The organism is Pantanalinema rosaneae CENA516 (genome assembly GCF_050753385.1).
Lineage (GTDB): Bacteria > Cyanobacteriota > Cyanobacteriia > Leptolyngbyales > Leptolyngbyaceae > Pantanalinema > Pantanalinema rosaneae.
Genome location: NZ_JBLZFZ010000016.1, coordinates 97,293 through 120,861, shown reverse-complemented (window position 1 = coordinate 120,861; position 23,569 = coordinate 97,293). Strand labels below are relative to the sequence as shown.

The 23,569-nt window shown below is 52.3% G+C and carries 16 protein-coding genes; 7 read left to right on the top strand and 9 right to left on the bottom strand.

Annotated features, from left to right (window positions below; translation table 11 throughout):
- Positions 1-118: 118 nt before the first annotated feature.
- On the bottom strand, positions 119-721 hold the full coding sequence (locus tag ACN4EK_RS11890; protein WP_431658097.1) for a peroxiredoxin: 603 nt from the start codon (positions 719-721) through the stop codon (positions 119-121).
- Between the two features lie 159 nt (positions 722-880).
- Between ACN4EK_RS11890 and ACN4EK_RS11885 the strand changes: the two genes are divergently transcribed.
- The 3 genes from ACN4EK_RS11885 (at position 881) to ACN4EK_RS11875 (ending at position 4,284) form a co-directional block, all read left to right on the top strand.
- Positions 881-2,920, top strand: coding sequence for an amylo-alpha-1,6-glucosidase (locus ACN4EK_RS11885; protein WP_431658096.1), 2,040 nt, complete (start codon positions 881-883; stop codon positions 2,918-2,920).
- A gap of 38 nt (positions 2,921-2,958) precedes the next feature.
- Positions 2,959-3,645: a 5'/3'-nucleotidase SurE gene (gene surE, locus ACN4EK_RS11880; protein ID WP_431658095.1), complete on the top strand. Its 687-nt coding sequence runs from the start codon at positions 2,959-2,961 to the stop codon at positions 3,643-3,645.
- A 429-nt stretch (positions 3,646-4,074) separates the two neighbouring features.
- Entirely contained in the window at positions 4,075-4,284 is a 210-nt protein-coding gene (locus ACN4EK_RS11875; RefSeq protein WP_431658094.1) for a hypothetical protein, read from the top strand.
- A gap of 92 nt (positions 4,285-4,376) precedes the next feature.
- On the opposite strand, the gene ACN4EK_RS11870 is transcribed toward ACN4EK_RS11875, so the two are convergent.
- The 3 genes from ACN4EK_RS11870 to ACN4EK_RS11860 form a co-directional block, all read right to left on the bottom strand.
- Positions 4,377-6,140 (bottom strand): ribonuclease J, encoded by a 1,764-nt coding sequence (locus ACN4EK_RS11870; RefSeq protein ID WP_431658093.1) that lies wholly within the window; start codon positions 6,138-6,140, stop codon positions 4,377-4,379.
- A gap of 224 nt (positions 6,141-6,364) precedes the next feature.
- Positions 6,365-7,249 carry a 4-hydroxy-tetrahydrodipicolinate synthase gene (gene dapA, locus ACN4EK_RS11865; protein WP_431658092.1) on the bottom strand — a complete coding sequence of 295 codons (885 nt, stop codon included), beginning with the start codon at positions 7,247-7,249 and terminating at the stop codon, positions 6,365-6,367.
- A 107-nt stretch (positions 7,250-7,356) separates the two neighbouring features.
- Positions 7,357-8,394: an aspartate-semialdehyde dehydrogenase gene (locus tag ACN4EK_RS11860; protein ID WP_431658091.1), complete on the bottom strand. Its 1,038-nt coding sequence runs from the start codon at positions 8,392-8,394 to the stop codon at positions 7,357-7,359.
- Between the two features lie 415 nt (positions 8,395-8,809).
- On the opposite strand from ACN4EK_RS11860, the gene ACN4EK_RS11855 reads away from it, so the two are divergent.
- Together ACN4EK_RS11855 and ACN4EK_RS11850 are read left to right on the top strand one after the other, a co-directional pair.
- Positions 8,810-8,947, top strand: coding sequence for a photosystem II reaction center protein K (locus ACN4EK_RS11855; RefSeq protein ID WP_431658090.1), 138 nt, complete (start codon positions 8,810-8,812; stop codon positions 8,945-8,947).
- 137 nt (positions 8,948-9,084) lie between these two features.
- Positions 9,085-9,678 carry a DUF4126 domain-containing protein gene (locus ACN4EK_RS11850; RefSeq protein WP_431658089.1) on the top strand — a complete coding sequence of 198 codons (594 nt, stop codon included), beginning with the start codon at positions 9,085-9,087 and terminating at the stop codon, positions 9,676-9,678.
- 95 nt (positions 9,679-9,773) lie between these two features.
- On the opposite strand, the gene ACN4EK_RS11845 is transcribed toward ACN4EK_RS11850, so the two are convergent.
- The gene (locus tag ACN4EK_RS11845; RefSeq protein WP_431658088.1) at positions 9,774-10,856 is read right to left on the bottom strand and encodes an ATP-dependent 6-phosphofructokinase; all 1,083 of its coding nucleotides are present in this window, start codon (positions 10,854-10,856) and stop codon (positions 9,774-9,776) included.
- Between the two features lie 251 nt (positions 10,857-11,107).
- Between ACN4EK_RS11845 and era the strand changes: the two genes are divergently transcribed.
- Positions 11,108-12,019 carry a GTPase Era gene (gene era, locus ACN4EK_RS11840; RefSeq protein ID WP_431658104.1) on the top strand — a complete coding sequence of 304 codons (912 nt, stop codon included), beginning with the start codon at positions 11,108-11,110 and terminating at the stop codon, positions 12,017-12,019.
- 301 nt (positions 12,020-12,320) lie between these two features.
- Positions 12,321-14,804, top strand: a complete 2,484-nt coding sequence (locus ACN4EK_RS11835; protein WP_431658087.1) for a sensor histidine kinase — start codon at positions 12,321-12,323, stop codon at positions 14,802-14,804.
- 139 nt (positions 14,805-14,943) lie between these two features.
- Here ACN4EK_RS11835 and mutS read toward each other — a convergent pair whose 3' ends face one another.
- The 4 genes from mutS to ACN4EK_RS11815 all read right to left on the bottom strand — a co-directional run bounded on the left by mutS (position 14,944) and on the right by ACN4EK_RS11815 (position 23,567).
- Positions 14,944-17,697, bottom strand: coding sequence for a DNA mismatch repair protein MutS (mutS, locus tag ACN4EK_RS11830; RefSeq protein ID WP_431658086.1), 2,754 nt, complete (start codon positions 17,695-17,697; stop codon positions 14,944-14,946).
- A gap of 85 nt (positions 17,698-17,782) precedes the next feature.
- Positions 17,783-18,382 (bottom strand): pseudouridine synthase, encoded by a 600-nt coding sequence (locus ACN4EK_RS11825; protein WP_431658085.1) that lies wholly within the window; start codon positions 18,380-18,382, stop codon positions 17,783-17,785.
- Positions 18,383-18,457: 75 nt separating this feature from the next.
- Positions 18,458-20,938 (bottom strand): hypothetical protein, encoded by a 2,481-nt coding sequence (locus tag ACN4EK_RS11820; protein ID WP_431658084.1) that lies wholly within the window; start codon positions 20,936-20,938, stop codon positions 18,458-18,460.
- 76 nt (positions 20,939-21,014) lie between these two features.
- Entirely contained in the window at positions 21,015-23,567 is a 2,553-nt protein-coding gene (locus ACN4EK_RS11815) for a DUF11 domain-containing protein (RefSeq protein ID WP_431658083.1), read from the bottom strand.
- Positions 23,568-23,569 lie beyond the last annotated feature (2 nt).

The window sequence follows — 23,569 nt, the reverse complement described above, 5'->3', positions numbered from 1 at the left end:
GAAAATTTAGGGCTGTTTCAAACTACTCATTCTTTCCCTTGAGGCAAACAAAAAGGGTGTGTTACACGGAGATGAACACACCCTCAAAACTAGATGATTGACGATCGATAATCCGCGATTACACTGCCGCGAAGTAATCCTTCGACTTCACGGGGTCGGGGTTCATCGTCGCGTCTCCGGGCTTCCAACCAGCAGGGCAGACTTCATCGGGGTGAGACTGCACATACTGAATGGCTTGTAGGGTGCGGAGAGTTTCATCAACGCTGCGACCAAATGCCAGGTTATTGATCGTGGCATGTTGGATCACACCATCTTTATCAATAATGAACAGACCGCGCAGGGCAATCCCTTCGTCCGCTAACACGTTATAAGCGGTGCTGATTTCTTTCTTGATGTCAGACACCAGGGGATAGTTGAGGTCGCCGACCCCACCAGACTTGCGATCGGTCTGAATCCATGCCAGGTGAGAGAATTCGCTATCTACCGACACACCGAGCACTTCAGTGTTGATTTGCTTGAATTCCTCGTAGCGATCGCTAAAGGCAGTGATTTCCGTCGGACAAACAAAGGTAAAGTCGAGAGGATAGAAAAAGAGGACAACGTACTTGCCACGATAGTCAGACAGTTTGATGGTCTTGAATTCCTGATCAACAACTGCCGTAGCCGTAAAGTCGGGTGCGGCTTGACCAACTCTCAGGCATCCTTCGTTGTGTTGGGTCATGGGATGATAGTCTCCTTTGAATGGGTGCGTTCCTAATCGTGCAAACCGCAAGGTCAGTTCAGTACCCTATCTACGGGTTAGGACGATAGACTGAATGCCTTACGAACTGTTACGACTATATCATACTCATAACGATTTTGAGTAAGATTTTCTTGCCAAATGGATGATTTAGATACACGGGAATGGCTACTCACAAACGGGTTAGGGAGTTTTGCCAGTGGCACAGTTTGTGATGCTCGTACCCGCGCCTATCATGGTTGGCTATTCGCCGCACCGAATTTTCCCAGTCAGCGATCGTTGCTCCTATCGCACCTCGAAGCCAGCCTGGAAATTGCTGGACAAGGATTTGCCCTCGGCACGAACTTCTGGTCTAGCGGCAACATTGCCCCTCTCGGCTACCAACTCCTACAATCCTTTGACCCGAATCCTGCACCGACCTGGACATGGGGACAAGCCGACCACTGGCAACTCCGCCGCCAACTTTTAATGCCCTCACCTCCCCCATCTTCCTCATCTGTCCCACCACATCACCATCTACTCATCCGCTACACCTATCAAGGCAAAGACACCGCCATCCTCCGATTACGCCCCCTGATTGCCGATCGCGACCAGCACTCCTACCAACAACAAGCCCCAGACCTCTGCTTTTCCCAGATTGTTAGTACCCATCATGTTCTCCTGCAAGCTCTCACGGCTAGCCGGATTGGGATGCCCTGGCAGTTGCGCTGGAGTCAGGGACACTATCACCCTGATCCAGTGTGGTATTGGAGCTATTACTATCCCGAGGAAGCTCACCGGGGGTTACATTGCTTAGAAGATCTGTATAGTCCGGGGTACTTCAGTGTGTTGTTACAGCCCGGAGAACAAGTCACCCTGGAGGCGAGGGTTGGTCTACCCACAACTGCTCTAACCCCTTTAGATCCCCAGACTTGCGATCGCGCCCTTCAGACCGAACAACACCGTTTAGTAACGATCTTCGCTCCGCTCCTAAATTCGGCTTCTGGCTCCCCCATCTTCCCTACCGCCCCTATCCCCCTGGTAGACCTCCTCAAAGCCAGTGATCAATTCGTGATTCATCCGGACGATCGCCATCAGACCAGCCTCATTGCCGGATATCCCTGGTTTGGCGATCGCAGTCGAGATAGTTTGCTGGCTTTACCGGGATTGGCACTGGCAACCAAACGGTTCTCACTAGCGCGAAATGTCTTGGAACGCTTGGGAAAATTCTGTTGGCAAGGCTTGATCCCGAATGTGTTACCCGTCAACGGCGATGATCCGGTGTACCGGAGTTTAGACTGTTCCCTGTGGTGGATTGAAACTCTGGGATTGTATCTGGTCGCAACTCAAGACTGGGACTTTCTGGCAACTCAGTATCCCGTAGTCAAGCAAATCTATAAAGCCTTCATGGCGGGCACATTACATAACATTCGCGTGGATGCCTCCGATGGTTTGCTGACCTGGGATGATGCCAGTGTGCCCCTCACCTGGATGGATACGATCGTCGATGGTAAACCTGTCACGCCTCGACAGGGCAAGCCAGTAGAGATTAATGCCCTCTGGTATTCAGCCCTATGCTGGGCAAGTCAATGGGCAACGCGATTAGCGACCAATGCTAATGCGATCGACGCTGAGAAGCTGCAAAATCAAGCCCGCCGATATACCCAGCAAGCCGAGCAAGTCAAGTTCTCCCTGCAAAAGTTCTGGCATAGTCGATTCGGGTACTTATTCGATCGCATCGAACCCGACGATCGCTTAGATCCCACTATCCGTCCCAATGCGGTCATCGCCATTTCTGTGTATCACTGTGGATTTCCAGTAGAGCAGGCTCAGCAGATTTTACAGGTTGCCCGCGATCGTCTCCTCACCCCTTACGGCTTGCGGACTCTTGATCCCGGCGATCCAGCCTACATCGGTCGTTATGAAGGAACCCCCTGGCAGCGTGATCTCGCTTACCATCAAGGCAGCGTCTGGAGTAGTTTACTCGGCATCTTTCTGCGGAGTTGGCAGCGCTTCTATGGCCCTGAGTCCCCTTTACCGATCGACCTGCAACCGCTCCAACACCACTTCCAAACCCAAGCCTGCTACCAGCAAATCAGCGAAATTTTTGATGGTGATTTCCCCCACCACCCCAGAGGCGCGATCGCCCAAGCCCAACCGATCGCCGAACTAATTCGTTGGCTGATCCCCAATTCTCTCTAAACCCATCTCCCTCACCGCACCTACCTCCCCATCTCCCTATGCTCCTAGTTCTCACCAACGACGACGGCATTGATGCGCCTGGAATTCAAGCCTTAACCCAAGCCGTCAAACCCTTTGGCAGTCAAGTTGCCATTATTGCGCCCCAATCCCATCTTTCGGGCTGTAGCCATCAGGTCACCACCACTGAGGCAATCCAAGTAGAAGCTCGATCAGAAACGGAATTTGCGATCGGGGGAACCCCGGCTGACTGTGTCCGCTTAGCGATCAGTCATTTGTACCCCGAGGTGCAGTGGGTGTTATCGGGGATCAATGCGGGGGCGAACCTGGGAGCCGATGCCTATATTTCTGGGACAGTAGCCGCTGTAAGGGAAGCCACCTTACATGGGGTTAGCGGTATTGCTATCTCGCAGTATCGCCAGGGTAAACGCGTGATTGACTGGGAATTAGCCGCCCAGTTAACGACGCAAGTTCTCGCTAAATTATTCGATCGCCCACCGGAGACCGGAACATTCTGGAACGTCAATCTGCCACATCTTTTGCCAGAGAGTAGCCCACCCGAAACCATATTTTGTTCCGCCTGCAAACAACCCCTGCCGATCAACTATCGCGTTGAGGACGATCGCTTCTACTATGCTGGCAACTATGCCCAACGTCCGCGTGATCCCGGAACGGATGTTGAGGTTTGCTTCTCTGGGCAGATTGCCATTACCCAACTCCGGCTTTAAGCAACATCAGTACGTAGATGTGTTGCGATCGATTATGATGGTCTTAACCAATAATTATCCAGCAGTAGAATAAGCTATCTCCGCGATAACTCGGAGTAGACTGAGCTAACTAGCAGACTAAAGCTACTCCCACATCCCCCTTTCTCAGTAGAAGTGGCGGAAAACTAAAGTGGTTCAAAGCCCTAGTAGCAGCCTGTTTAATTTTTGTAGCCCATTTAGTAATGTTGAATACACTTCGTTAAATATTTGACAGGATACAGTAAATCCACGTACTCTAATATAAATTCTGTTCCCTGGATTACCGCAGATTTGTTTAACAATCATTAAGTTGTAGCGGATGGCGATCAGCGAAGCCGATCTACCGTGAGATAGCTCGATCGTCCCCATACAAGGTCTGACACTAGTTGCTCCATTGGTCAGGGTAGTGCAATGTTACTCATCCGTGAAATTGTTAAAGAGTCATTGGCGATCGGTTATTTATCGTTAGAAGCAGAAGACCAGCTTCGCCAATTATTAAAAACCAAATATGATGCTCAAGATCTCAAAGCCTTTATGGTCTTGCAAAAAGCCGTGATCTCTGGGTTGGTTCGACAGGAATCCCGCGAATTGCATGAACGATCGCTGGCGGTTGCATCCTAACCCTTGCACAACCCCAAGGAGGGAGGAATGCCTTTCGATTCCCCCCATCCTCTACCAGGACTGTTAACCAGCCCTTCAGGTGTGATGGCGAATTAAGACGCGATCGCTTCAGTAGTTCTGGGCAACAATCCGGGGGGTTGCGCAGACGGCTCTTCTGAGTGTTGTAACAGAAACACTAATAGCGGATTGCTCTGAAATTCCCGCCGCAGCATCTTCAGCAGTTCCCGTTCGATCTGATAGCGTAAGCCATCCCAATCTACCTCTGGTCGATCGTCCCCAAACGGACGGGCAAAATCTGTCCAGCGATCGCGCAAGACAGTGGTGATCGTGTCCTGTGTCTTTTCCTGCAATCGCATCGGATCGAGTGACGATACCACTCCCCGCAAATGTACTTGAGGTTTGGTAAGCAGACTACCCGCCCAATCCAAGGTGGCGGCAACGGTGACTACACCATCCTCAGCCAGTTGTTGCCGTTCTTTTAAGACCCGATCGTTGACGACACCGGAGCGGGAAGCATCCACCAGTTCAATTCCAGACGGGACTTTACCTGCGGCTTTAATGCTAGTTGGGGTGAGTTCCACTACATCGCCATTGTCAATAATCACCATGTTTTCGGCTGGAATTCCCATATTCTGAGCCGTCTGGGCGTGTTTGACTAACATCCGGTGTTCGCCATGGACGGGCAGGAAAAACTTGGGACGAGTTAACCCAATCATTAATTTCTGATCTTCCTGACACCCGTGACCCGAGACATGGATACCCTGCTCTCGCCCATAGATCACCTTCGCCCCCTGCATCATCAGTTTATCGATCGTGTTGACGACCGCGATCGTGTTGCCTGGAATCGGGTTCGCCGAGAAGACCACCGTATCACCGGGACGAATCTTGATTTGCCGATGTTCACTATTGGCAATCCGCGTCAGGGCTGACAAGGGTTCCCCCTGCGAGCCGGTAGTCAGAATCAGCACCTTATTATCCGGCAATTTATGAATCGCATTCAGGGGTTGCAGCAGTTCATCCTCACACTTGACATACCCCAGGTTCCGGGCATGGGCAATCACATTCAGCATTGAGCGACCCAATACCGATACCACCCGATCGTGTTTCTTCGCTAATTCCAGCACCATGTTCAACCGATGGACTGATGAGGCAAAGGTTGTCACCAGTAAGCGTCCGGCTGCCTGACCAAACACGCGATCGAGGTTGGGATAGACCGATCGTTCCGAGGGCGTGAACCCAGGAAGTTCCGAGTTCGTGGAGTCACTGATTAAACAATGCACTCCCTGTTCGCCATATTCTGCCAAGCGTTGGAAGTCGAATACTTCCCCATCCACCGGCGTATGGTCGATCTTAAAGTCACCTGTATGAATCACCACTCCCACGGGAGTTCGGATGGCGACGGTAAAACTATCGGCGATCGAGTGCGTATTGCGGATAAATTCCACAAAAAAGGATGTGCCAATGCGGACAATATCCCGAGGTCGCACAGTTCTCAAGTCGGTACGATCGGCAACTCCCGCTTCTTCCAGCTTGCCTTCTAGCAACGCCATGGCTAAACGGGGCCCATAAATTACGGGAATATCAAACTGCTTTAAGTGAAAGGGAATCCCGCCAATATGGTCTTCATGACCGTGGGTAACAATCATCCCTTTGATTTTGTGGCGATTTTCCCGCAAATAGGTCATATCGGGCAACACAATGTTGACCCCATGCATACCATCCGTGGGAAACGCCAAACCTGCATCCAGGAGGACAATTTCATCATTGATTTCAAATACGCAGGTATTTTTACCAATTTCGTGTAGTCCACCCAGGGGAATAATTTTTAGTGTTGGTACAGAATTTGATTGGGTCATGGGTTATTTCAGTCGAAAAGTTTAGAGAATGAGAGAACAGTGATCAAATCGTGAGTTAGAAGTCAGAAGATACGCCAGGGTAGATCGGGCGGTTGCCATTGATCGATCGCATCGTTCACAACTAAAGGCAGATGGCTAATCCCCAATGGCGAGTAGCGAATGACAAGATCACCCAGGAGCAATATTCAATTGTCAGAAAGCTTATCGATGAACCAGCCTGCGGGTCACAGTAACGATAGTTCTGTCAGAACAGACTGTAAGGTGGCCGTGAGTTGAGCCGACGAGTCAGCCAGAGGGAGCCGGGTAGAACCAACCTGCCACCCTTGCAGGTTTAAAGCGGCTTTCACCGGAATCGGATTAGTAGTGACAAATAGCGCTTTAAACAACGGAAACAGTTTGAGATGCAGTTGAGTAGCTGTTTGCGGATCTCCCGAGGTAAATGCCTGAATCATTTGCTGGAGCTGAGAGCCGACCAGATGACTGGCGACACTGACCACCCCCCTTGCCCCGATCGCTAGCAGTGGCAAGGTCAGGGAATCGTCTCCCGAGTAAATTGCAAACTCCGACGAGGTGGCGCAGCGAATTTGACTGGCTTGATCCAAACTACCCGTCGCTTCTTTGATCGCCACAATATTCGGAATTTCGGCTAAGCGAATCACCGTTTCGGGTTGGAGATTTTGCCCTGTCCGCCCCGGAATGTTATACAACATCAACGGGAGATCAGGAACGGCTTCGGCGATCGTTTTAAAGTGTTGATAAAGACCCGCTTGCGGTGGCTTATTGTAGTACGGCACCACCTGAAGCGATCCATCTAATCCTAGTTTAGCGGCTTTTTTCGTGGCTTCGATCGCCTCATGGGTGGAGTTTGACCCTGTTCCGGCAATCACCTTTGCCTTCCCAGCCACCGCCTGCTGCACTACACGAAACAGATCATGCTCCTCGTCCCAGGTCAGGGTAGGAGATTCACCCGTCGTCCCGCAAACGACAAAGGCATCCGTTCCCTGATCCGCTAGATGCGCCGCCAGTTTTTCTGCCATTGCGTAGTTGACGCTGCCATCCTCATGGAATGGGGTGACTAATGCTGTTAGAACTCGTCCAAAATCTACCACACGTTTTTCTAGTAAATCGTTGTTTGTTGTTAATCATCACAGGGACGGCAGGCATGGATCGATCGAGGTAGGTTGCCGTCCTACAAAACCCCGATCGCAACAGTTGATTACGCCATTGCCAGGGCTGGTTTTAACAGATTCTTCTCGACCAAGAGTTCGGCAATCTGAACGGCATTGAGGGCAGCCCCCTTCCGAATTTGGTCGCCACACAGCCATAGCTCTAAACCGCAGGGATGGGAGAGATCTTGCCGAATCCGCCCGACCAGCACATCATCCTGACCACTGGCATCGATCGGCATTGGGAAGTAGTTGGCTGACCAATCTTCCACCAATTTGACTCCGGGGGCTTGAGCGATCGCGGCTCTTGCCTGCTCCAGACTCATTGGCTGGTCAAATTCTAGATTAATCGATTCTGAGTGTGCCCGCAGGACGGGTACCCGCACACAGGTGGCTGTCACCCGCAAATCAGGCACCCCAAAAATCTTGCGAGTTTCGTTTACCATTTTCATCTCTTCCTCGCAATACCCCTGCGGATTGAGCTTGGAGTTATGGGGAAATAGGTTGAAGGCTAACGGGTAGGGAAAAATCTCCGCGATCGGTGGTTGATCGTGCAAAATCGCCTGGGTTTGAACCTTGAGTTCTTCCATTGCCCTGGCTCCCGCGCCACTGGCCGATTGATAGGTTGCCGCCACAATCCGCCGAATCGGCTGAATCTGATGTAACGGATAAATTGCCACACTCATCAAAATCGTGGTGCAGTTGGGATTGGCGATAATCCCTTGATGACTAGCCGCTGCCTGGGGATTTACCTCTGGCACCACCAAAGGGACATTAGCATCCATCCGAAAGGCGCTGGAATTATCGATCACCACGGCACCGGCGGCTACGGCTTTTGCTGCCCAGGTACGGGAGGTCGAACCCCCTGCCGACGCTAAGACAATATCCACCTGATCAAAAGCATGGTCATCTACCGCCGTAATCGGGAGTGCTTCCCCCTTAAAGGTCAGCGTTTTGCCCGCCGATCGCGGCGATGCCAGCAACTTCAACTCCGCCAGGGGAAACTGCCGCTGCTCCAGTAATGCCAAGAGTTCGGTGCCAACAGCACCCGTCGCCCCTAAAATTGCGACTCGGTAAGATTGCGTCAAACCAAGATCCTCCACAAATTGTCAATCGTTAAAAGGTGATCCACAGAGATCGTGATATTGGAATGTTTAAGGCGTTTGACTAAAAAATGCTTGATTGCAACTCAACTGTTGAAGTGTTCCAATCGTTGGCGTGTAAATAAGGTTCTCAATAGCAGGTAGGTAATCAAATCATCTAAAAGTTAAGCACTGGTTAACTAGTCTACTGTGATCCTGTAAGCATAAGCGATCGCTTCAGACCCGCCAAGCAGATTCGGTGAATTTCATGATCATAATCGAGTCTATCGATCGAGTTCCAAAATTTTAGCGGATTTGCCAGAAACTCGGATCGAATCAGCCCAAGATACTTATCTGCACAGCCTAACATGTTAAGATGTATGGCAATTCTGAAAACTTGTGCTGGAGAGGTCATTTATACATGGAAGTCGCGCTGCTCTTAGCAAAACTGCCGGAAGCTTATTCAATCTTTGATCCTCTGGTAGACGTTCTACCAGTCATTCCTGTGTTTTTCCTCCTACTAGCGTTTGTTTGGCAAGCTGCGGTTGGTTTTAGATAACCTGAATATTCTTTATAAAGAAGTCGCTTTTTCCTGGGCAGGCAGTTTGTCTGCCCTTTATCGTGTTAGTACACTTTAAATCAGCCAGCAATCCGATTGTTTACCATTAATGGCGGCATCTTTAGCGTCCCTCTCCCATGCTTGAACTTCTGGCTGTTTTATCTGCCTCTGCTGCCGCCGGAATGCGTATTGCCCTGCCCCTCCTAATCATCGGGCTACTGTACGGTGATAGTCTCTGGTCACAGGTGCCGTTGCTATCCCGGATCTCGCCCCCGATCGTCCTGGGCGTTTTAGTCAGTTGGTCCTTGTTTGAAATCTTTGCCTCGAAGGATCGCCTGGGGCAACGGGTATTGCAGCTGGTTCAACTCCTATTTAGCCCGATCGTGGGAGCGATTCTTGGCATGGCAGTTGCAAGTGCAGTGGGAGTGCGATCGCTGATTTGGCTGATGGGCGTAATTGGTGGCTTATTTGCCCTGGTGCTGCAACTCGTGCAGGTCGGCTGGTTCTATCGATTGCGCGAAATCCCGCTCTGGGTAATTTTCTGCCAGGATTTGCTCTGTGTCATTCTGGTACTCTTTGCCTTTGATGCGCCTCGCCAGGGTGGATTAATTGCCCTCCTGTTACTCTGGCTCGCCATCCGCAGTTCTAAAGCCTGGCGACAGTGGTATCAAGCCCAAGCCCGACCGGAGGATCGGCGGAATCCTCGGCGGTATAAGCGAGATCCAGATTAGGGGGTTGGGGAGATGGGGGAGATATGGGAGATAGGGGAGATAGGGGAGATATGGGAGATAGGGGAGATAGGGGAGATAGGGGAGATGGGAGTAGACTAACTCCCGAGGAAAATCCCCATACGGCGGGCGGTGGTAACTAGGGTGCCGGTGGGGTTAACGGCGGCATATTGGGCGATCGCTTCAGCAATAGGCACACTGACAATCTTGCGATTTTGCCAGGTTACGACCTGATCATATTGCTCATGGGCAATTAATTCGACCGCCGCGACTCCAAAGGCGGCAGCAAGTAGGCGATCGACGGACGTAGGAGCCGCGCCGCGCTGGGTATGACCTAAGACTGTGACGCGAGTTTCAGCATTGATCCGACTACAGATCTGTTGCGACAGGTATTGACCAATGCCACCTAATCGGCAGCCTTCATTGGTTTCCGCCAGAATCACCGAATCCCCTGTCTCGGTTCGCACCGCTTCCGCCACCACAATCAGGCAGTAGTTTTTGCCCTGCTCCTGCCGCTGTTGAATCGTTTGGCAGATGCCATCTAAGGTATAGGGAATTTCTGGAATCAGAATAATATCGGCTCCTCCGGCAATGCCCGCAAACATAGCAATATGTCCAGCATCCCGACCCATCACTTCCAGAATCATCACCCGACTGTGACTGGCCGCCGTAAAGTGCAGCCGATCGAGGGCTTCCGTTGCCACACTTACCGCCGTATCAAACCCGATCGACATTTCGGTAACTGCCACATCGTTATCAATGGTTTTGGGAATTCCAACCAGATTCAGCTTGCCCTGCTGAGCAATTCGCCGCAGGATCGCTAAACTACCATCGCCGCCAATCCCAATCAGGGCATCCAGTCCCAACAAGTGATAGCCTTCAATAATTTCATCGGAGCGATCGCATACCGTACCATCCGGCATCGGAAACGCAAAGGGATTGCCCTTATTCGTCGTACCGAGAATCGTGCCACCGGCGGTTAAGTAGGGATCTACGCGATCGGGAGTCAGCACTAACGCCTCGGGGGGACGGGTCATCAGTCCCTGGGTCGCCTGCCGAATGCCCAAGACCTCCCACCCATAGGTATTCACTGCACTGTGAACCACCGCTCGAATCACGGCATTTAACCCAGCACAGTCGCCACCGCTGGTGAGAATTCCAATCCGTCTAAATTCGCCCATAGTTGTTCTAAGAGTGACAGTATGCGGTTAATGGGTAGTGGGTACATTCATCCTCATCTGCGTTAGCCCTTGTGAAAATCGGGGAATTAGCCGATGCTAGCCGCCAATCTTTACCCCTTCAGGAGATGACATTGCCCAAACTACCGAACTAAAATCTGACTTTATCGGTTTACGGTACCAAAGAAGCTTAAGCAGGGTTGAAGGATTTGAGCGATCGGCAGGATGAACTAGGATTTGAGAGTAGTGGCGGCATGATCCCCAAGCCCCCTGAAGGATTTCGATCGGGTTTTGTCGGGATTATTGGTCGCCCAAATGTCGGCAAATCCACACTTATGAATCAGTTAATTGGGCAGAAAATTGCCATCACCTCTCCCGTTGCCCAAACGACACGCAATCGACTGCGGGGGATTTTGACGACTCCTAGCGCCCAAATTATTTTTGTGGATACCCCCGGCATTCATAAGCCCCACCATCAGCTAGGAGAGGTGCTGGTAAAAAATGCTCAGATTGCCATCCAATCCGTGGATGTGCTGCTGTTTGTCGTGGATGGCTCGGTCGAGATTGGCAAGGGCGATCGCTATATTGCTGAATTACTTGACCATGTGACTGTACCTGTAATTTTGGGGTTAAACAAAATTGACTTGAGAGCGCCGGACAACGACACAATCGAGCAGGGATATCAGCAGCTAGCCGACTCCCGCCAGTGGAGCATGACCCCCTTCTCCGCCCTCACAGAAACGGGACTGCCCGCCTTACAAGAGTGTCTGGTACACCACCTGGAACCAGGCCCCTATTACTACCCGCCGGATCTGGTGACTGACCAACCGGAACGATTCATCATGGGGGAGTTAATCCGGGAACAGATTTTACTCCTGACCCGCGAAGAAGTGCCCCACTCGACGGCGATCGTCATCGATCGCGTTGATGAGGAAGCAACAATTACGCGGGTGTTGGCAACTATCCATGTCGAACGCCCCTCCCAGAAAGGGATTCTGATTGGCAAAGGTGGCAGTATGTTGAAGGCGATCGGCACAGCCGCCCGGCAGCAAATTCAGAAATTAATCGCGGGCAAGGTGTATTTAGAACTGTTTGTCAAAGTGCAGCCTAAATGGCGACAGTCCCGCAGCCAATTAGCGGAATTAGGCTATCAAATTGAGGAATAACAGGTTATTATCTCAACAAGAAATTATTGACAAACCTTTTTAATTGTTAGCAAAACGCTGTATTAAGCGATTTCTGGCAGCAAAAGTTCACGAAAAGTGTCAGTAAATTTCACGATTCTTCCGGCTGAAGGCTGTGAAATAATGCGAGGAAAACCGAGGGATTGCCGAATTACTCTGAGATTAGGTAAGCCACGGCTTGTCTAATCCCCTGATCGGCTGGTGTTTAAAGTTCCTGCAATTCTCAGCGTCAACCGTGATTGCCTGCCGATTCTATTAGCCAAGCTCTGAACCAGCCCTCCCCATGGACTTAAATCACCTGGGAATTTCGGTCAATTTACCTACCCGCGCCAGCGTCATCCAACCTGCCCCCCGCTCGCTAGTGGACACTCGCCCCTTGACTGAACTCGGCTGGGCTGATCACACCAGTTTTTGTGCCAGTGAGCCCCAATCCCCGTTATGTCAGACTCTCGGATGGCTGGAACAAGCCCTCTGTCAGGGTGGAGTCTTAGGTTGGATGATGATTAGTCAGATGTCAGATGGATTACTCCTGATCAATATCGCAGATCGGCAGGTGATCGCCTGCAATCCTGTTTTACAACAGTGGTTGGGGTACTCCGAGAGTGAACTGTTGCAACTCACCTGGGATGATTTGCTCGCTCCAGATATCGCAACGCAGGCTGCAACCAGCCAGCCTATCCCATCTCCCGCGATCGCAGAGGTAGGCGAACAACTTTATCGGTGTCGGGATGGCTCCCTTGTAAAGTTGGCTGTCCATACCTGTTTACTCACCCTGCAAAATCAACAGGTGTTGTGTATTGTCGCCCATCAACCCGCCCATCCCCGGACTGCTGTATCACCGATCTGTCACGCTGAACGGGAGCGCATCTTGAATACGATCGCCCAGCAAATTCGGTATGCCGTTGAGTTAGAACCTGTGTTTACGATCGCCGCTACGGAACTGTCACGGCTCCTCAACCTGGACGGGGTAGAACTATGGCAATACCATCTGGAACACCAACGTTGGCAGGTGATCGCGGATTACCACCCGGACACCACTCAACCGTCCCATTACGGCATCGAAATTTCAGATCGCACCGGCTCCCTGGCAGAGAAACTGCAACACCTGAAACTGATTCAGATTCAGACCGATGAGATCATCACCCCAGAACAGCACCCGCTAGAGTTGACTCCAGTTGCCCCAGTTACCCGCTACATGGTGCCTCTCTACCTCCAGCGATCGCTTTGGGGTAGCCTCAGTTTGCGAACTGATCCCGCCTCACCAGCCTGTGACTCTGAACTGGAGCTGATTCTGGCTGTGGCGGAGCAGTTAATGATCGCGATTCAACAGGTGCAACTGTATGAACGGTTACACCATCTGAATGCCAACTTAGGGCGGCAGGTGCAACAGCAGACGGCACACCTGCGGCAGGCATTAACCTGTGAAGCCACCCTCAAACGGATTACAGATCAGGTGAGGAACTCCCTCGACGAACACCAGATTCTCCAAACCGCTGTGGCAGAACTGGCGACCGTATTGGGCGTGAATAGTTGTGATACAGGGCTGTACAATCCTGAACAAACAACCGTTACCGTACATTATGAATACACCAATGACACCCACATTATTAGTGGTCAACTGCTGCACCTGACAGAGTTCGCGGATGTTTACCATGTCCTCTTAAGTGGTCGATCGCTGCAATTCTGTTTACTCCATCAATCACCGAACTCCCAGCGATCGCATCAGGCAATTCTGGCATGTCCGATTCTGGATCAGCAGGGCGTGATGGGGGATCTATGGTTGTTCCGGCAGGGACAAGAATGCTATGACGAGCTAGAAGTGCATTTAGTCCAACAGGTGGCTAGCCAATGCGGCATTGCCATCCGACAGGCTCGGTTATATCATGCCGCCCAAACCCAGGTGGAATCATTAGAACACTTAAATCAACTGAAAGACGATTTTCTCAGTACGATTTCTCACGAACTGAGAACACCGATCTCGAATATCAAAATGGCGACTCAAATGTTGACGATCGCCTTAAGTCGCGAAGGCTTACTGAATACCGAACCTAGCCCCCTGCGCGACTCTTCCAAAATTGCCCATTACCTGAAGATTTTGCAGGACGAGTGTAATCGTGAAATTAACCTGATTACCGATCTACTGGACTTGCAACGGCTAGAAGCCGGTACCCAACCTCTATCTGTCCAGCCGATTCAATGTTCGCCCTATTTGGTTCGCATTACCCAATCCTTCCAGGAACGGATTCAGGAGCAAAGACAACAGCTTCAGGTGAAGATTCCACCTGATTTGCCCTGCCTTCTATCTAACGCCCAAAGCTTAGAGCGGGTCTTAGTCGAACTGCTGACGAATGCCTGTAAATACACGCCAACCGGGGGTTGCATCACCGTTTCGGCTCAGGTGTTAGTCCCGCCAGATGCCAACCAATCCCCATCCCCACAGCGCGGTAAGTCCCCTATCCCGGCGGCAACGGGGCGCAGTCAACCCCATTCCCGAACCCCGACAGTCCACCTAGGGAGCGATCGCGCAGAACACCTGCAAATTACGATCAGCAATTCTGGCATTGAGATTCCGGAGAACCTACTCGATCACATCTTCGATAAGTTCTATCGTGTCCCCAATAGTGACCCCCATAAATACGGTGGCACAGGATTAGGATTAGCCCTGGTCAAAAAGCTGGTGTCCTGTTTGGGCGGTCAGGTATGGGCAACCAGTGCCAATGGTCAGACCTGCTTTACGCTGGAATTACCCATGCAAGCCACTCCATAAGGAGATTTCTGAGAAAAATATTATCCCTGTACGGGTTTAGCATTCGGCAGATCCTTGCTGCCCAATTGGAAAGACTGTTGACCGAATGCCAAACCCCTACAATTCGTGGGGATAAATTCTTTTGGAAATGACCTAACCTTTACTCCCCAAAGATGTCCAACTGCTCGATCGGGGGACTGGTGACAGTGGGATACCCTTTGCCATTGTTCTCCTGCACTGAACGGTTAGACTGCCGACTTTTGCGTAGACCAACGGCAATTTTGCTGTGCTGCTCAATTTGGGTCATCACCTGCCGCGCCCGTTGAATTACCGAAGTTGGTAAGCCCGCTAACCGTCCGGCTTCGATGCCATAGGAGCGATCGGCTCCCCCCGGTTGCACTTTATGCAGAAACACAATTTGGTCGGGTAACTCTTTCACCGTCACCTGATAATTGGCAACATTGGGCAACAGGGAAGCCAACTCATTCAGCTCATGGTAGTGGGTAGCAAAAATGGTGCGGGCAGCGATATCGATCGCCAAATGTTCCGCTACTGCCCAGGCGATCGATAACCCATCGAAGGTCGCCGTTCCTCGCCCAATCTCATCCAGCAGCACCAGCGATCGCGGGGTGGCATGGTTGAGAATATTCGCCGTTTCATTCATTTCCACCATGAATGTGGATTGTCCAGTCGCCAAGTCATCGACCGCGCCAACGCGGGTAAAAATGCGATCGCAGATGCCTAAGCGAGCTTGCTGGGCAGGCACAAAGCTACCAACCTGTGCCAGCAGTTGAATTAAGCCAACCTGGCGTAAGTAACAGCTTTTGCCACTGGCATTGGGACCCGTCAGGATAATCAAATCCGGGGCAGGTTGGGGTTCGGCATCCCCTAATGTGGTCGAATTGGGCACAAAGAATCCAGCCGGTAACGATTGCTCGACCACCGGATGTCGCCCCTCTAGAATCGTCAATTCCCGCGTATGAGTGATTTCGGGACAACAATAGCCCTGTAAAGTAGCGACCTCTGCCAACCCACACAAAACATCTACGGCGGCTACCGATCGTGCGACCTGGCGAATCACCTCGACCTGTTCACCGACCTGCGATCGCACGTGGGTGAAAATTTCGTATTCCAGCCGATTTAAGTCATCTTTCGCCAGAAAAATCCGGCTTTCTCGCTCCTTCAACGCTACCGTGATATAGCGTTCCTCACCTGTCAGGGTTTGCTTACGCTCGTACTCCGGCGGCACTTGATTGGCTTTGGTGCGAGAAATCCCGATGTAGTAGCCAAAGGTTTTGTTATAGCCAACTTTGAGGGTGGAAATGCCAGTGCGTTCCCGCTCGGTTGCTTCCAGATTTTTGATCCATTCCTGATCCGCTTCTACCTGGTGGCGCAGGTCATCTAGCTGGGGATTAACTCCAGTCCGAATTAAGTTGCCTTCGGTGAGATATAACGGTGGCGAGTCTACCAGGTGCGATCGCAGCATGTGACCTAAGGCAGTTAACTCGGATGGCACATGCTGGAGATCCTGCAAATAGCGAGCTTTGGTACTACTGACGATCGCGGCCAACTCGGGTAACTTCTCAAAGGAGTCCGCCAACGCCACCAGATCCCGAGCATTTGCCGTCCCCGAACCTGCCCGACCCGCCAACCGCTCCAGATCATAGATTTGCTTGAGGATACGTTGGATCGCCTGCCGCAACGCACTATGTCCGACTAACTCCCGAATCGTCTCCTGGCGATCGCGAATAGTGGCAATTTCCAGTAACGGTTGCAGTAACCACCGCCGTAATGCCCGACTGCCCATCGCCGTGATTGTGCGATCCAGTGCCCACAGTAAGGAGCCATGAAATGTGCCATCTCGCGCCGTTTGGGTAATTTCTAAATTGCGTCGAGTCTGATGATCGATCGTCAAAAACTCCGTTAACAAATAGGTACACAAGGGTTGCAACGGCACTGGTTGCAAAGAAGCATGGTGGGGGGTCACTAACCCTTTGCCCGGTTTACCAGCCGGATTGCCAGCCTCTCGTTGCCCCTCAATGCCTCGTTCGGAGGTCGTTTCCAAATATTCCAGTAAGCCCCCGGCTGCCCGTACCGCTAAGGGCAAATGTTCACAGCCCATGCCTTCCAGCGATCGCACCCGAAACCGTTGCAGCAAGCGATACCGGGCTTCGGCTAAGACAAAGGGGGTTTGCGGTCGCAGGGTGTAACAAAACTGAGACGGCAAGCACTCTGGCAGATGATCGGATTTTTCCCCCGGTCGCAAGAGACTGACCAGATCGGGAGCATTGGTTGGCAGCAGCACTTCGGCGGGTTGCAGCCGCATTACCTCCTGGGTTAATTGCTCCAGATCCTGTGCTTGCGTCGTCAAAAATTCTCCCGTAGACACGTCGGCATAGGCTAACCCCCAATGATTACCAGCAATCACCACGGCTGCCAGGAAGTTATTGCGCCGCGCATTCAACATGCCCTCTTCCAACACAGTGCCCGGAGTAATTACCCGAGTCACTTCCCGTTGCACCAACCGCCCCTGGGCATCTGCCGCATCCTCGGTCTGATCACAGACCGCAACCGCATAGCCTTTTTCCACTAACAGGGCACAGTAGCGATCGAGGGCATGGTGCGGAATTCCGGCTAAGGGCACCCGACCGATTTCCTTGCCAGCATCCTTTGCCGTCAGCACCAATTCCAACTCACGGGCAACCGTAACCGCATCCTGAAAAAAGGTTTCAAAAAAATCACCCACCCGATACAGCAATAACGCCTGCGGATACTGATCCTTCAGTTCCACATAATGCCGCATCATCGGCGTTAACAAAGCGCGATCGACCGCTCGGTGATGGTCATAGCGCACCGCATGTTTAATCAGGCGATCGGGCAACCCACTGGTCGGGTCAGAGGCAAAATCCGGCATACGACTCGCAGCAATAAATCCTCCATTGACTCTATCGCAAACGCCTGACCTCGATCGACGGTGATCTGAGGCAAACCGCGATCGCTCACCAGCCACACAAACGACGTAAGGCTTGCACCTCGGCAGAGGTTAAATCCCGCCATTGTCCGGGCGATAACCCCGCGATCGCTAGATTGGCAATCCGCACCCGGACTAACCGCAGGGTGGGAAATCCTACCGCCGCCGTCATTCGTCGCACCTGGCGATTACGTCCCTCCGTCAGGGTGATTTCTAACCAGGCGGTGGGTACCTGTTTGCGATAGCGGATCGGTGGGTCACGCGGAGGCAAGGGGGGATCTTCAGACAATAGTGTCACCTGAGCAGGACGGGTGCGATAGCCCTGGATCACCACTCCCTGTCGTAGGTGTTGTAATGCCAGGTCATCAGGCATCCGTTCCACTTGCACCCAATAGGTACGAGGATGCTGAAATTTAGGATCAATTAAGCGATGCTGTAAAGCACCATGATTCGTTAACAGCATTAAGCCTTCACTATCTTGATCCAATCGACCGACCGGATAGACATTGGGAACCGCGATATAGTCCTTTAAAGTTTGCCGAGGTGACTGCGCTGGCGGACTATCATCCGTAAATTGGCAGAGGACGTTATACGGCTTGTAGAACAGGAGGTAACGGTACTTGCCCATACGGTTCGATCAACAGGAAACAATCAACAGAAGCGGAAGCCAACGATCTCAAGTGATCTTCAGCTTCAGCCATGCCTAATTAATCCTGACGCGAAAGCGGACAAACCCAACATTATTAGGGGCAAGATTCGAGATGGTGCCCAGGTTAAAAATCACAGAACCATTGGGATTTGTTTGGTTCCTACAACCATTCTCGCTGGGTAAGGGAGCTAACGGGCTAAACACAGCACCATCAGGAATGGGACTATCAGTACCGATCGCCACCCGACTACTGGCAGGCACAAACCTAGCGCCGGGCGGAATTTGGTCGCAAAGGCTAACCTCCGTCACTGGCACACCCCCATCCGCCAGGAAGTAGATCGTGTATTCCACTTCATCCCCACTGCGTAAGGGCGTTGTCGGATCAATCCGAGGAGTACCCACGGGTGGTAAGGTCGCCCAACCGGGTACAGTATCGTTCGGATCATTCGGGTCATCAATCACCGTGTTAAACGGAGTGCGATCGCCGCGTCGCACGATCGCGGTAATCCGTTTGACTAAGCGCAAACTGGGTGCCCCCAGCACCACCTGTGCCTGATCATTTTCATCAGGCTGATTGTTATTGGGTGTGGAATTCGGATCGGGCTGATCAGAAGCAATCACCTCTGCTACATTCGTCACCGCCGGTTGGGTGAGAATTGCCGTGACTTGCAGAGTCGCATTGCTACCATTCGGGATACTGGCTACTGTCCACGCTCCCGTATTCGGATCATAAGTTCCCTGGCTGGCGGTGGCAGCAACAAAGGTTAACCCCTCAGCCAAGCGTTCCCTGACGACGACATTCGTGGCGGTGGCTGGCCCATCATTAGTCAGGGTAATCGTGAAAGTCACCGTCTCACCGACTCGGGCATTCGGGCGATCGACGGTTTTAGCTAACCGCAAATCTGCCGCTGCACTCGCCACAATATTCAATGGAGTCAGCACCGCCTCACTGGGATAGTACGTCCACAAATCCAACCCCTTTTGATCACCAAAGCCGGAAAACGCCCGCGCTCCACTGGTGGTATCAAATCCAGTAATCAGATTGCTATTGGGCGGGGTGGGAGCCCCACCGGGTAAGGGTTGATTGACGGTGCCAACGATCGAGCCATTGCTGGTACGATAGCCGCGATCGTCATAAAACGCGGAGGTACAGGGAGCCGCAAAGCCAGGTGGGCAAATTCCTCCCGGCGGATTGAGTAACCGATAGGTCGGACTGCCAAATAAACTATTCTCGACATCCAATAAGGGGAAATGATATTCCCCGGCTCGAATCACCAACCGAGCCGGATAGTTGGTTCCGATCGGAAATGGCGTACCACTATTATCTAAACCATCCCAGGTCACGGTTTGCGTCCCTGCCGCTCCTATTCCTCGCAACACCCGGTTTTGGGGATTGGTCGGGTCAAAATCGCTGCCATCTTGACTGATGATTAATTCATAAACATGGGGGACGTTGGCGCTATAAGCAAAATTGCCGCCCGTTGCCACCAGACTATTGTTACTCCCTGCCGTTCCCGTAAAGCTGTAACTTCCTGGCGCGATCGCCGGAATCGTCGTCGTCAGTGGAATTCCTAAAGCTGCCACCACCTCTGGATCGGGCGGACTGAAGAACAAGGGATATTCCGGCGGCGCAATGATCACTCCTCCCTGAACCGTATTCAGCAAATTATCGCTGGCTACCACATCCCGATTCAGGGGGGTGCGACCATCGGCATCCAAAAAACCGACCCGGTTGCCATAGACGACAAAGCCATTCGGATCAATGCCACGTAAGCCCGTTTCATAGAGAAAGCCATCGCTGGTCAGGATATAGACCGTCGAGTCGATCGGTCTACCATTAGCTCCTGTGAACAGTGACAAATAGTAGGTCAATAAGCGTCCCGGCAGGTTGGCAGGAGACACTAAGTTGGTTCGGACAGTGACATCCCACGCGGCGACGGTGGCATCCTGTCCTACCCCCGTTTGAATCGGATCCAGGCTCCCGGTGGGCGGAGTGTCATTATCCGTGTTGGCTCCGGCGGGTCCCAAAATTGCCACGGTATAGAATCCCGTTGTTGGAGCTTGATAGACACAGGGTGTATAGCCATTTGCTACCCCCCCAGCCGGAACAGTATCGGGACCTGCCAGTTCTTGCGTTCGATTGCTGATTACCCCTTGCGCCGGATTGAGCGCATTTTGCGTCGAGCATTGGAAGGCAGCGGCAGCGGGGTTAACCACCTCCTGCCCGACCGGGGTAAAGGGCACCACTCCCGGATCAAATACCAGAATGTCCCCGTTATTCACCCCCATAGCACTGGAGCCGAGCAAAATCACTTCGCCCTGACGCGCATACACCCGCAACAGAGTCCGTCGAGTCAATAGGTTATACTGCCCGGTTCGCCATTCCAAATTGGCACGAAAGCCCGTGGGATTGGGAAACAGACTACGGCTGCCCTCTGCCTGCCCAGGCGCGATCGCGCCAACGGTGGAAAGAATGACCGTCGCCATTCCAGCCAGTCCTCGACAAGCATAAGTCAACCAACGGCATGACAGCATTAGTTTGCGCCTCCTTCAATCAGGAGATGGTTCTCCCTTGGTCACACATTTGCAGTCAACACCCTGGATGAAAAATTTAGTTGATGCGAACGCGGAAGCGAACAAACCCCACATTGGTGGTTGGCGTATTCGTCACCGTTCCCAAATCGAAGATCACCGCACCATTGGGATTGTTTTGATCGGGGCAAGAGTTGCCACTGGGCAGCGGCGCTAAGGGCGAAAATACCGTTCCTCCAGGCACTAATTCACCACTGCTACCGAGCTGCACCCGTGGACTGCCGCCAACCAGTTGGGTCAGCACAGGAATGGGATCGCAGATATTCACATCGATCGCGGGTTTGCCCCCATCCGACAGGAAATAGACCGTGTATTCGACTTCGTTGCCACTCCGGAGCGGTTCCGCCGGACTGACACTGAGCAGACCCACCGGAGACAACTGTGACCACCCTGCCGCATTGTCATTGGTATCGGTCGGATCATCGACAAAACTAGAGAAGGTCTGAGTTTGCCCCTCCCGAGTTACGGCAGTAATCCGTTTGACAATCCGGAAGTTAGGCAATCCTATAGCCGCTGAAGCCTGGTCATCTTCATTCGGATCGTCATTTCCAGGCGTGGAATCGCGATCGACTTGATCGGCACCCGTCACCTGCGCCGTATTGGTTACCGGAGCCGTGGTGTCCAGTCTGGCAGTAATCTGGAGCGTCGCTGTGCCGTTGGCGGGAACCGATCCCACATCCCACAGACCCGTTGTGTTGTCGTAGGTTCCCTGGCTGGGAGTGGCGGACACAAAGGTCAGTCCAGTTGGGAGGCGATCGGTAACCTGTACTCCTGTGGCTGTCGCGGGGCCCGCATTCGCCAGGGTCACGGTAAAGGTGACATTTTGACCTAAACTGGCGGCGGGTGTATCGACGGTTTTTCTTAAACTGAGGTCGATCGTGTCCGAAGAGATGATATTCAACAGGATCTGTTCCGGCGCACTAGGATAGTAAGTCCATAGATCTAAGGCCTTTGTGTTACCAAACGCAGCAAACACCCGATCGTTCGGACTCGCTGCCGTATTAAACCCAAGTTCTAAACTACTATTTGGGGGATTGGGCGCGTTGGCGGCTAAGGGTTGATTTACCCCCGGCCCTACTAATGTCCCAGACTCTGGCAAAATATAACCGCGATCGTCATAGAAGGCAGAGGTACAGGGAGCGGCAAAGGGAGGACAAACATTCCCTGGTGCGTTCAACAGGCGTAATATGGGCGACCCATTGGGGGCATTTTCCACATCCAGCAGAGGGAAGTGGTATTCCCCGGTTCGCAACACAAGCCGCACCTGATAGTCTGTGCCCACCGGAAATGGTGTGCCACTGTTATCTAAGCCATCCCAGTTAACCGTGGCGGTTCCAGCATTCCGGCGACCTCGCAGCACCCGATTTTGAGGATTGGTTGGATCAAAATCCACGCCATCCCGGCTAATCACTAATTGAAAACTATGCTCTAGATTCGCCTGATAGGTAAACGTGCCACCCGTGTTAAAGAAGCTATTATTGGCACCGGCTGTCCCCGTAAAGGTCAAACTGTTCGGGGCAATGGCTGGGGCAACTGCTATGGGTGGAATTCTTAAGGCAGCAATTACGGTCGGATCGGGCTGCGAAAAGAAAATCGGAAAGGCAGGTGGACGAAAATTAATTTCACCCGGACGATCGAGCAACTGGTCGGTCGTCGTCACCACGTCTCGTTCCAGCGCTACCGGTTCCCCATTGTCATTCACGGTAAACCCAGAATTATTGCCGTAAATCACAAACCCATTGGGGTCAATACCATTCAGCCCCGTCTCGTACAGGTAACCATCACTGGTCATGGCAAAGACGGTGGAGTTAACCAGACGACCATTGGCTCCGGTAAACAGTGCCAGGTAATAACTAAACAGCCGCCCATTAATATCTAGCGTGGAGGTAGCATCTGCCCGTACCGTCACATCCCAGGCGGCTACCGTGGAATCCTGACCCGCCCCCGTTTGCACAATCGGAATACTGCCACTAGGAGCTGTATCTCCGGTTGAGTTGAGTCCAGAGGGTCCCGTAATCACCACGGTATAGATGCCTGTGGTAGGAGCGACATAAGAACAGGGAGCATACCCACCCGGCACATTTCCCCCCGGAATCGTATCGGGACCGGCTAATTCCTGAGCGCGAGTGGTAATTTGCCCCAGGGCGGCATTACCCAGAGCGGTGCGTTGGTCATTACAGGAGAATGATGCTACCGGGGGAATGACTTCCTGACCGATCGCCGGAGTTAACAGGTCAAAGTTTGGGCCAGCCGTAGGATCTGGTGTCACTAACCCAGGGTCATAAATCAAAATATCGCCCAGGTTCACCCCCACCGCACTGGAGCCAGTCAGAATCACTTCTCCGGCATTGGCATACACCCGTAACAGAGTACGGCGGGTCACGAAGTTAGCATATTGCACGGTGGGTGCCCGCCATTCAATATTGGCGCGGTTGCCCGTTGCCGTTGCGGGGTAGAGGTTGCGACTCCCTTCTGCCTGGGCGGCGGGTGTGCCCCACCATAGCGCTAAACCAGAAATAACCAGGCTAGAAACGGTTTTGAACGCGGTAGATTTGCGAACCACTGATGCCACCA

Excerpts from the sequence above, each read along its gene's own strand:
- era (WP_431658104.1), top strand. The coding sequence starts at position 11,108 with ATGATCCCCAAGCCCCCTGAAGGATTTCGATCGGGTTTTGTCGGGATT.
- ACN4EK_RS11885 (WP_431658096.1), top strand. The coding sequence starts at position 881 with ATGGATGATTTAGATACACGGGAATGGCTACTCACAAACGGGTTAGGG.
- mutS (WP_431658086.1), bottom strand. The coding sequence starts at position 17,697 with ATGCCGGATTTTGCCTCTGACCCGACCAGTGGGTTGCCCGATCGCCTG.
- ACN4EK_RS11820 (WP_431658084.1), bottom strand. The coding sequence starts at position 20,938 with ATGCTGTCATGCCGTTGGTTGACTTATGCTTGTCGAGGACTGGCTGGA.
- surE (WP_431658095.1), top strand. The coding sequence starts at position 2,959 with ATGCTCCTAGTTCTCACCAACGACGACGGCATTGATGCGCCTGGAATT.
- ACN4EK_RS11845 (WP_431658088.1), bottom strand. The coding sequence starts at position 10,856 with ATGGGCGAATTTAGACGGATTGGAATTCTCACCAGCGGTGGCGACTGT.
- ACN4EK_RS11835 (WP_431658087.1), top strand. The coding sequence starts at position 12,321 with ATGGACTTAAATCACCTGGGAATTTCGGTCAATTTACCTACCCGCGCC.
- ACN4EK_RS11890 (WP_431658097.1), bottom strand. The coding sequence starts at position 721 with ATGACCCAACACAACGAAGGATGCCTGAGAGTTGGTCAAGCCGCACCC.
- ACN4EK_RS11855 (WP_431658090.1), top strand. The coding sequence starts at position 8,810 with ATGGAAGTCGCGCTGCTCTTAGCAAAACTGCCGGAAGCTTATTCAATC.
- ACN4EK_RS11825 (WP_431658085.1), bottom strand. The coding sequence starts at position 18,382 with ATGGGCAAGTACCGTTACCTCCTGTTCTACAAGCCGTATAACGTCCTC.
- ACN4EK_RS11875 (WP_431658094.1), top strand. The coding sequence starts at position 4,075 with ATGTTACTCATCCGTGAAATTGTTAAAGAGTCATTGGCGATCGGTTAT.
- ACN4EK_RS11850 (WP_431658089.1), top strand. The coding sequence starts at position 9,085 with ATGCTTGAACTTCTGGCTGTTTTATCTGCCTCTGCTGCCGCCGGAATG.
- ACN4EK_RS11870 (WP_431658093.1), bottom strand. The coding sequence starts at position 6,140 with ATGACCCAATCAAATTCTGTACCAACACTAAAAATTATTCCCCTGGGT.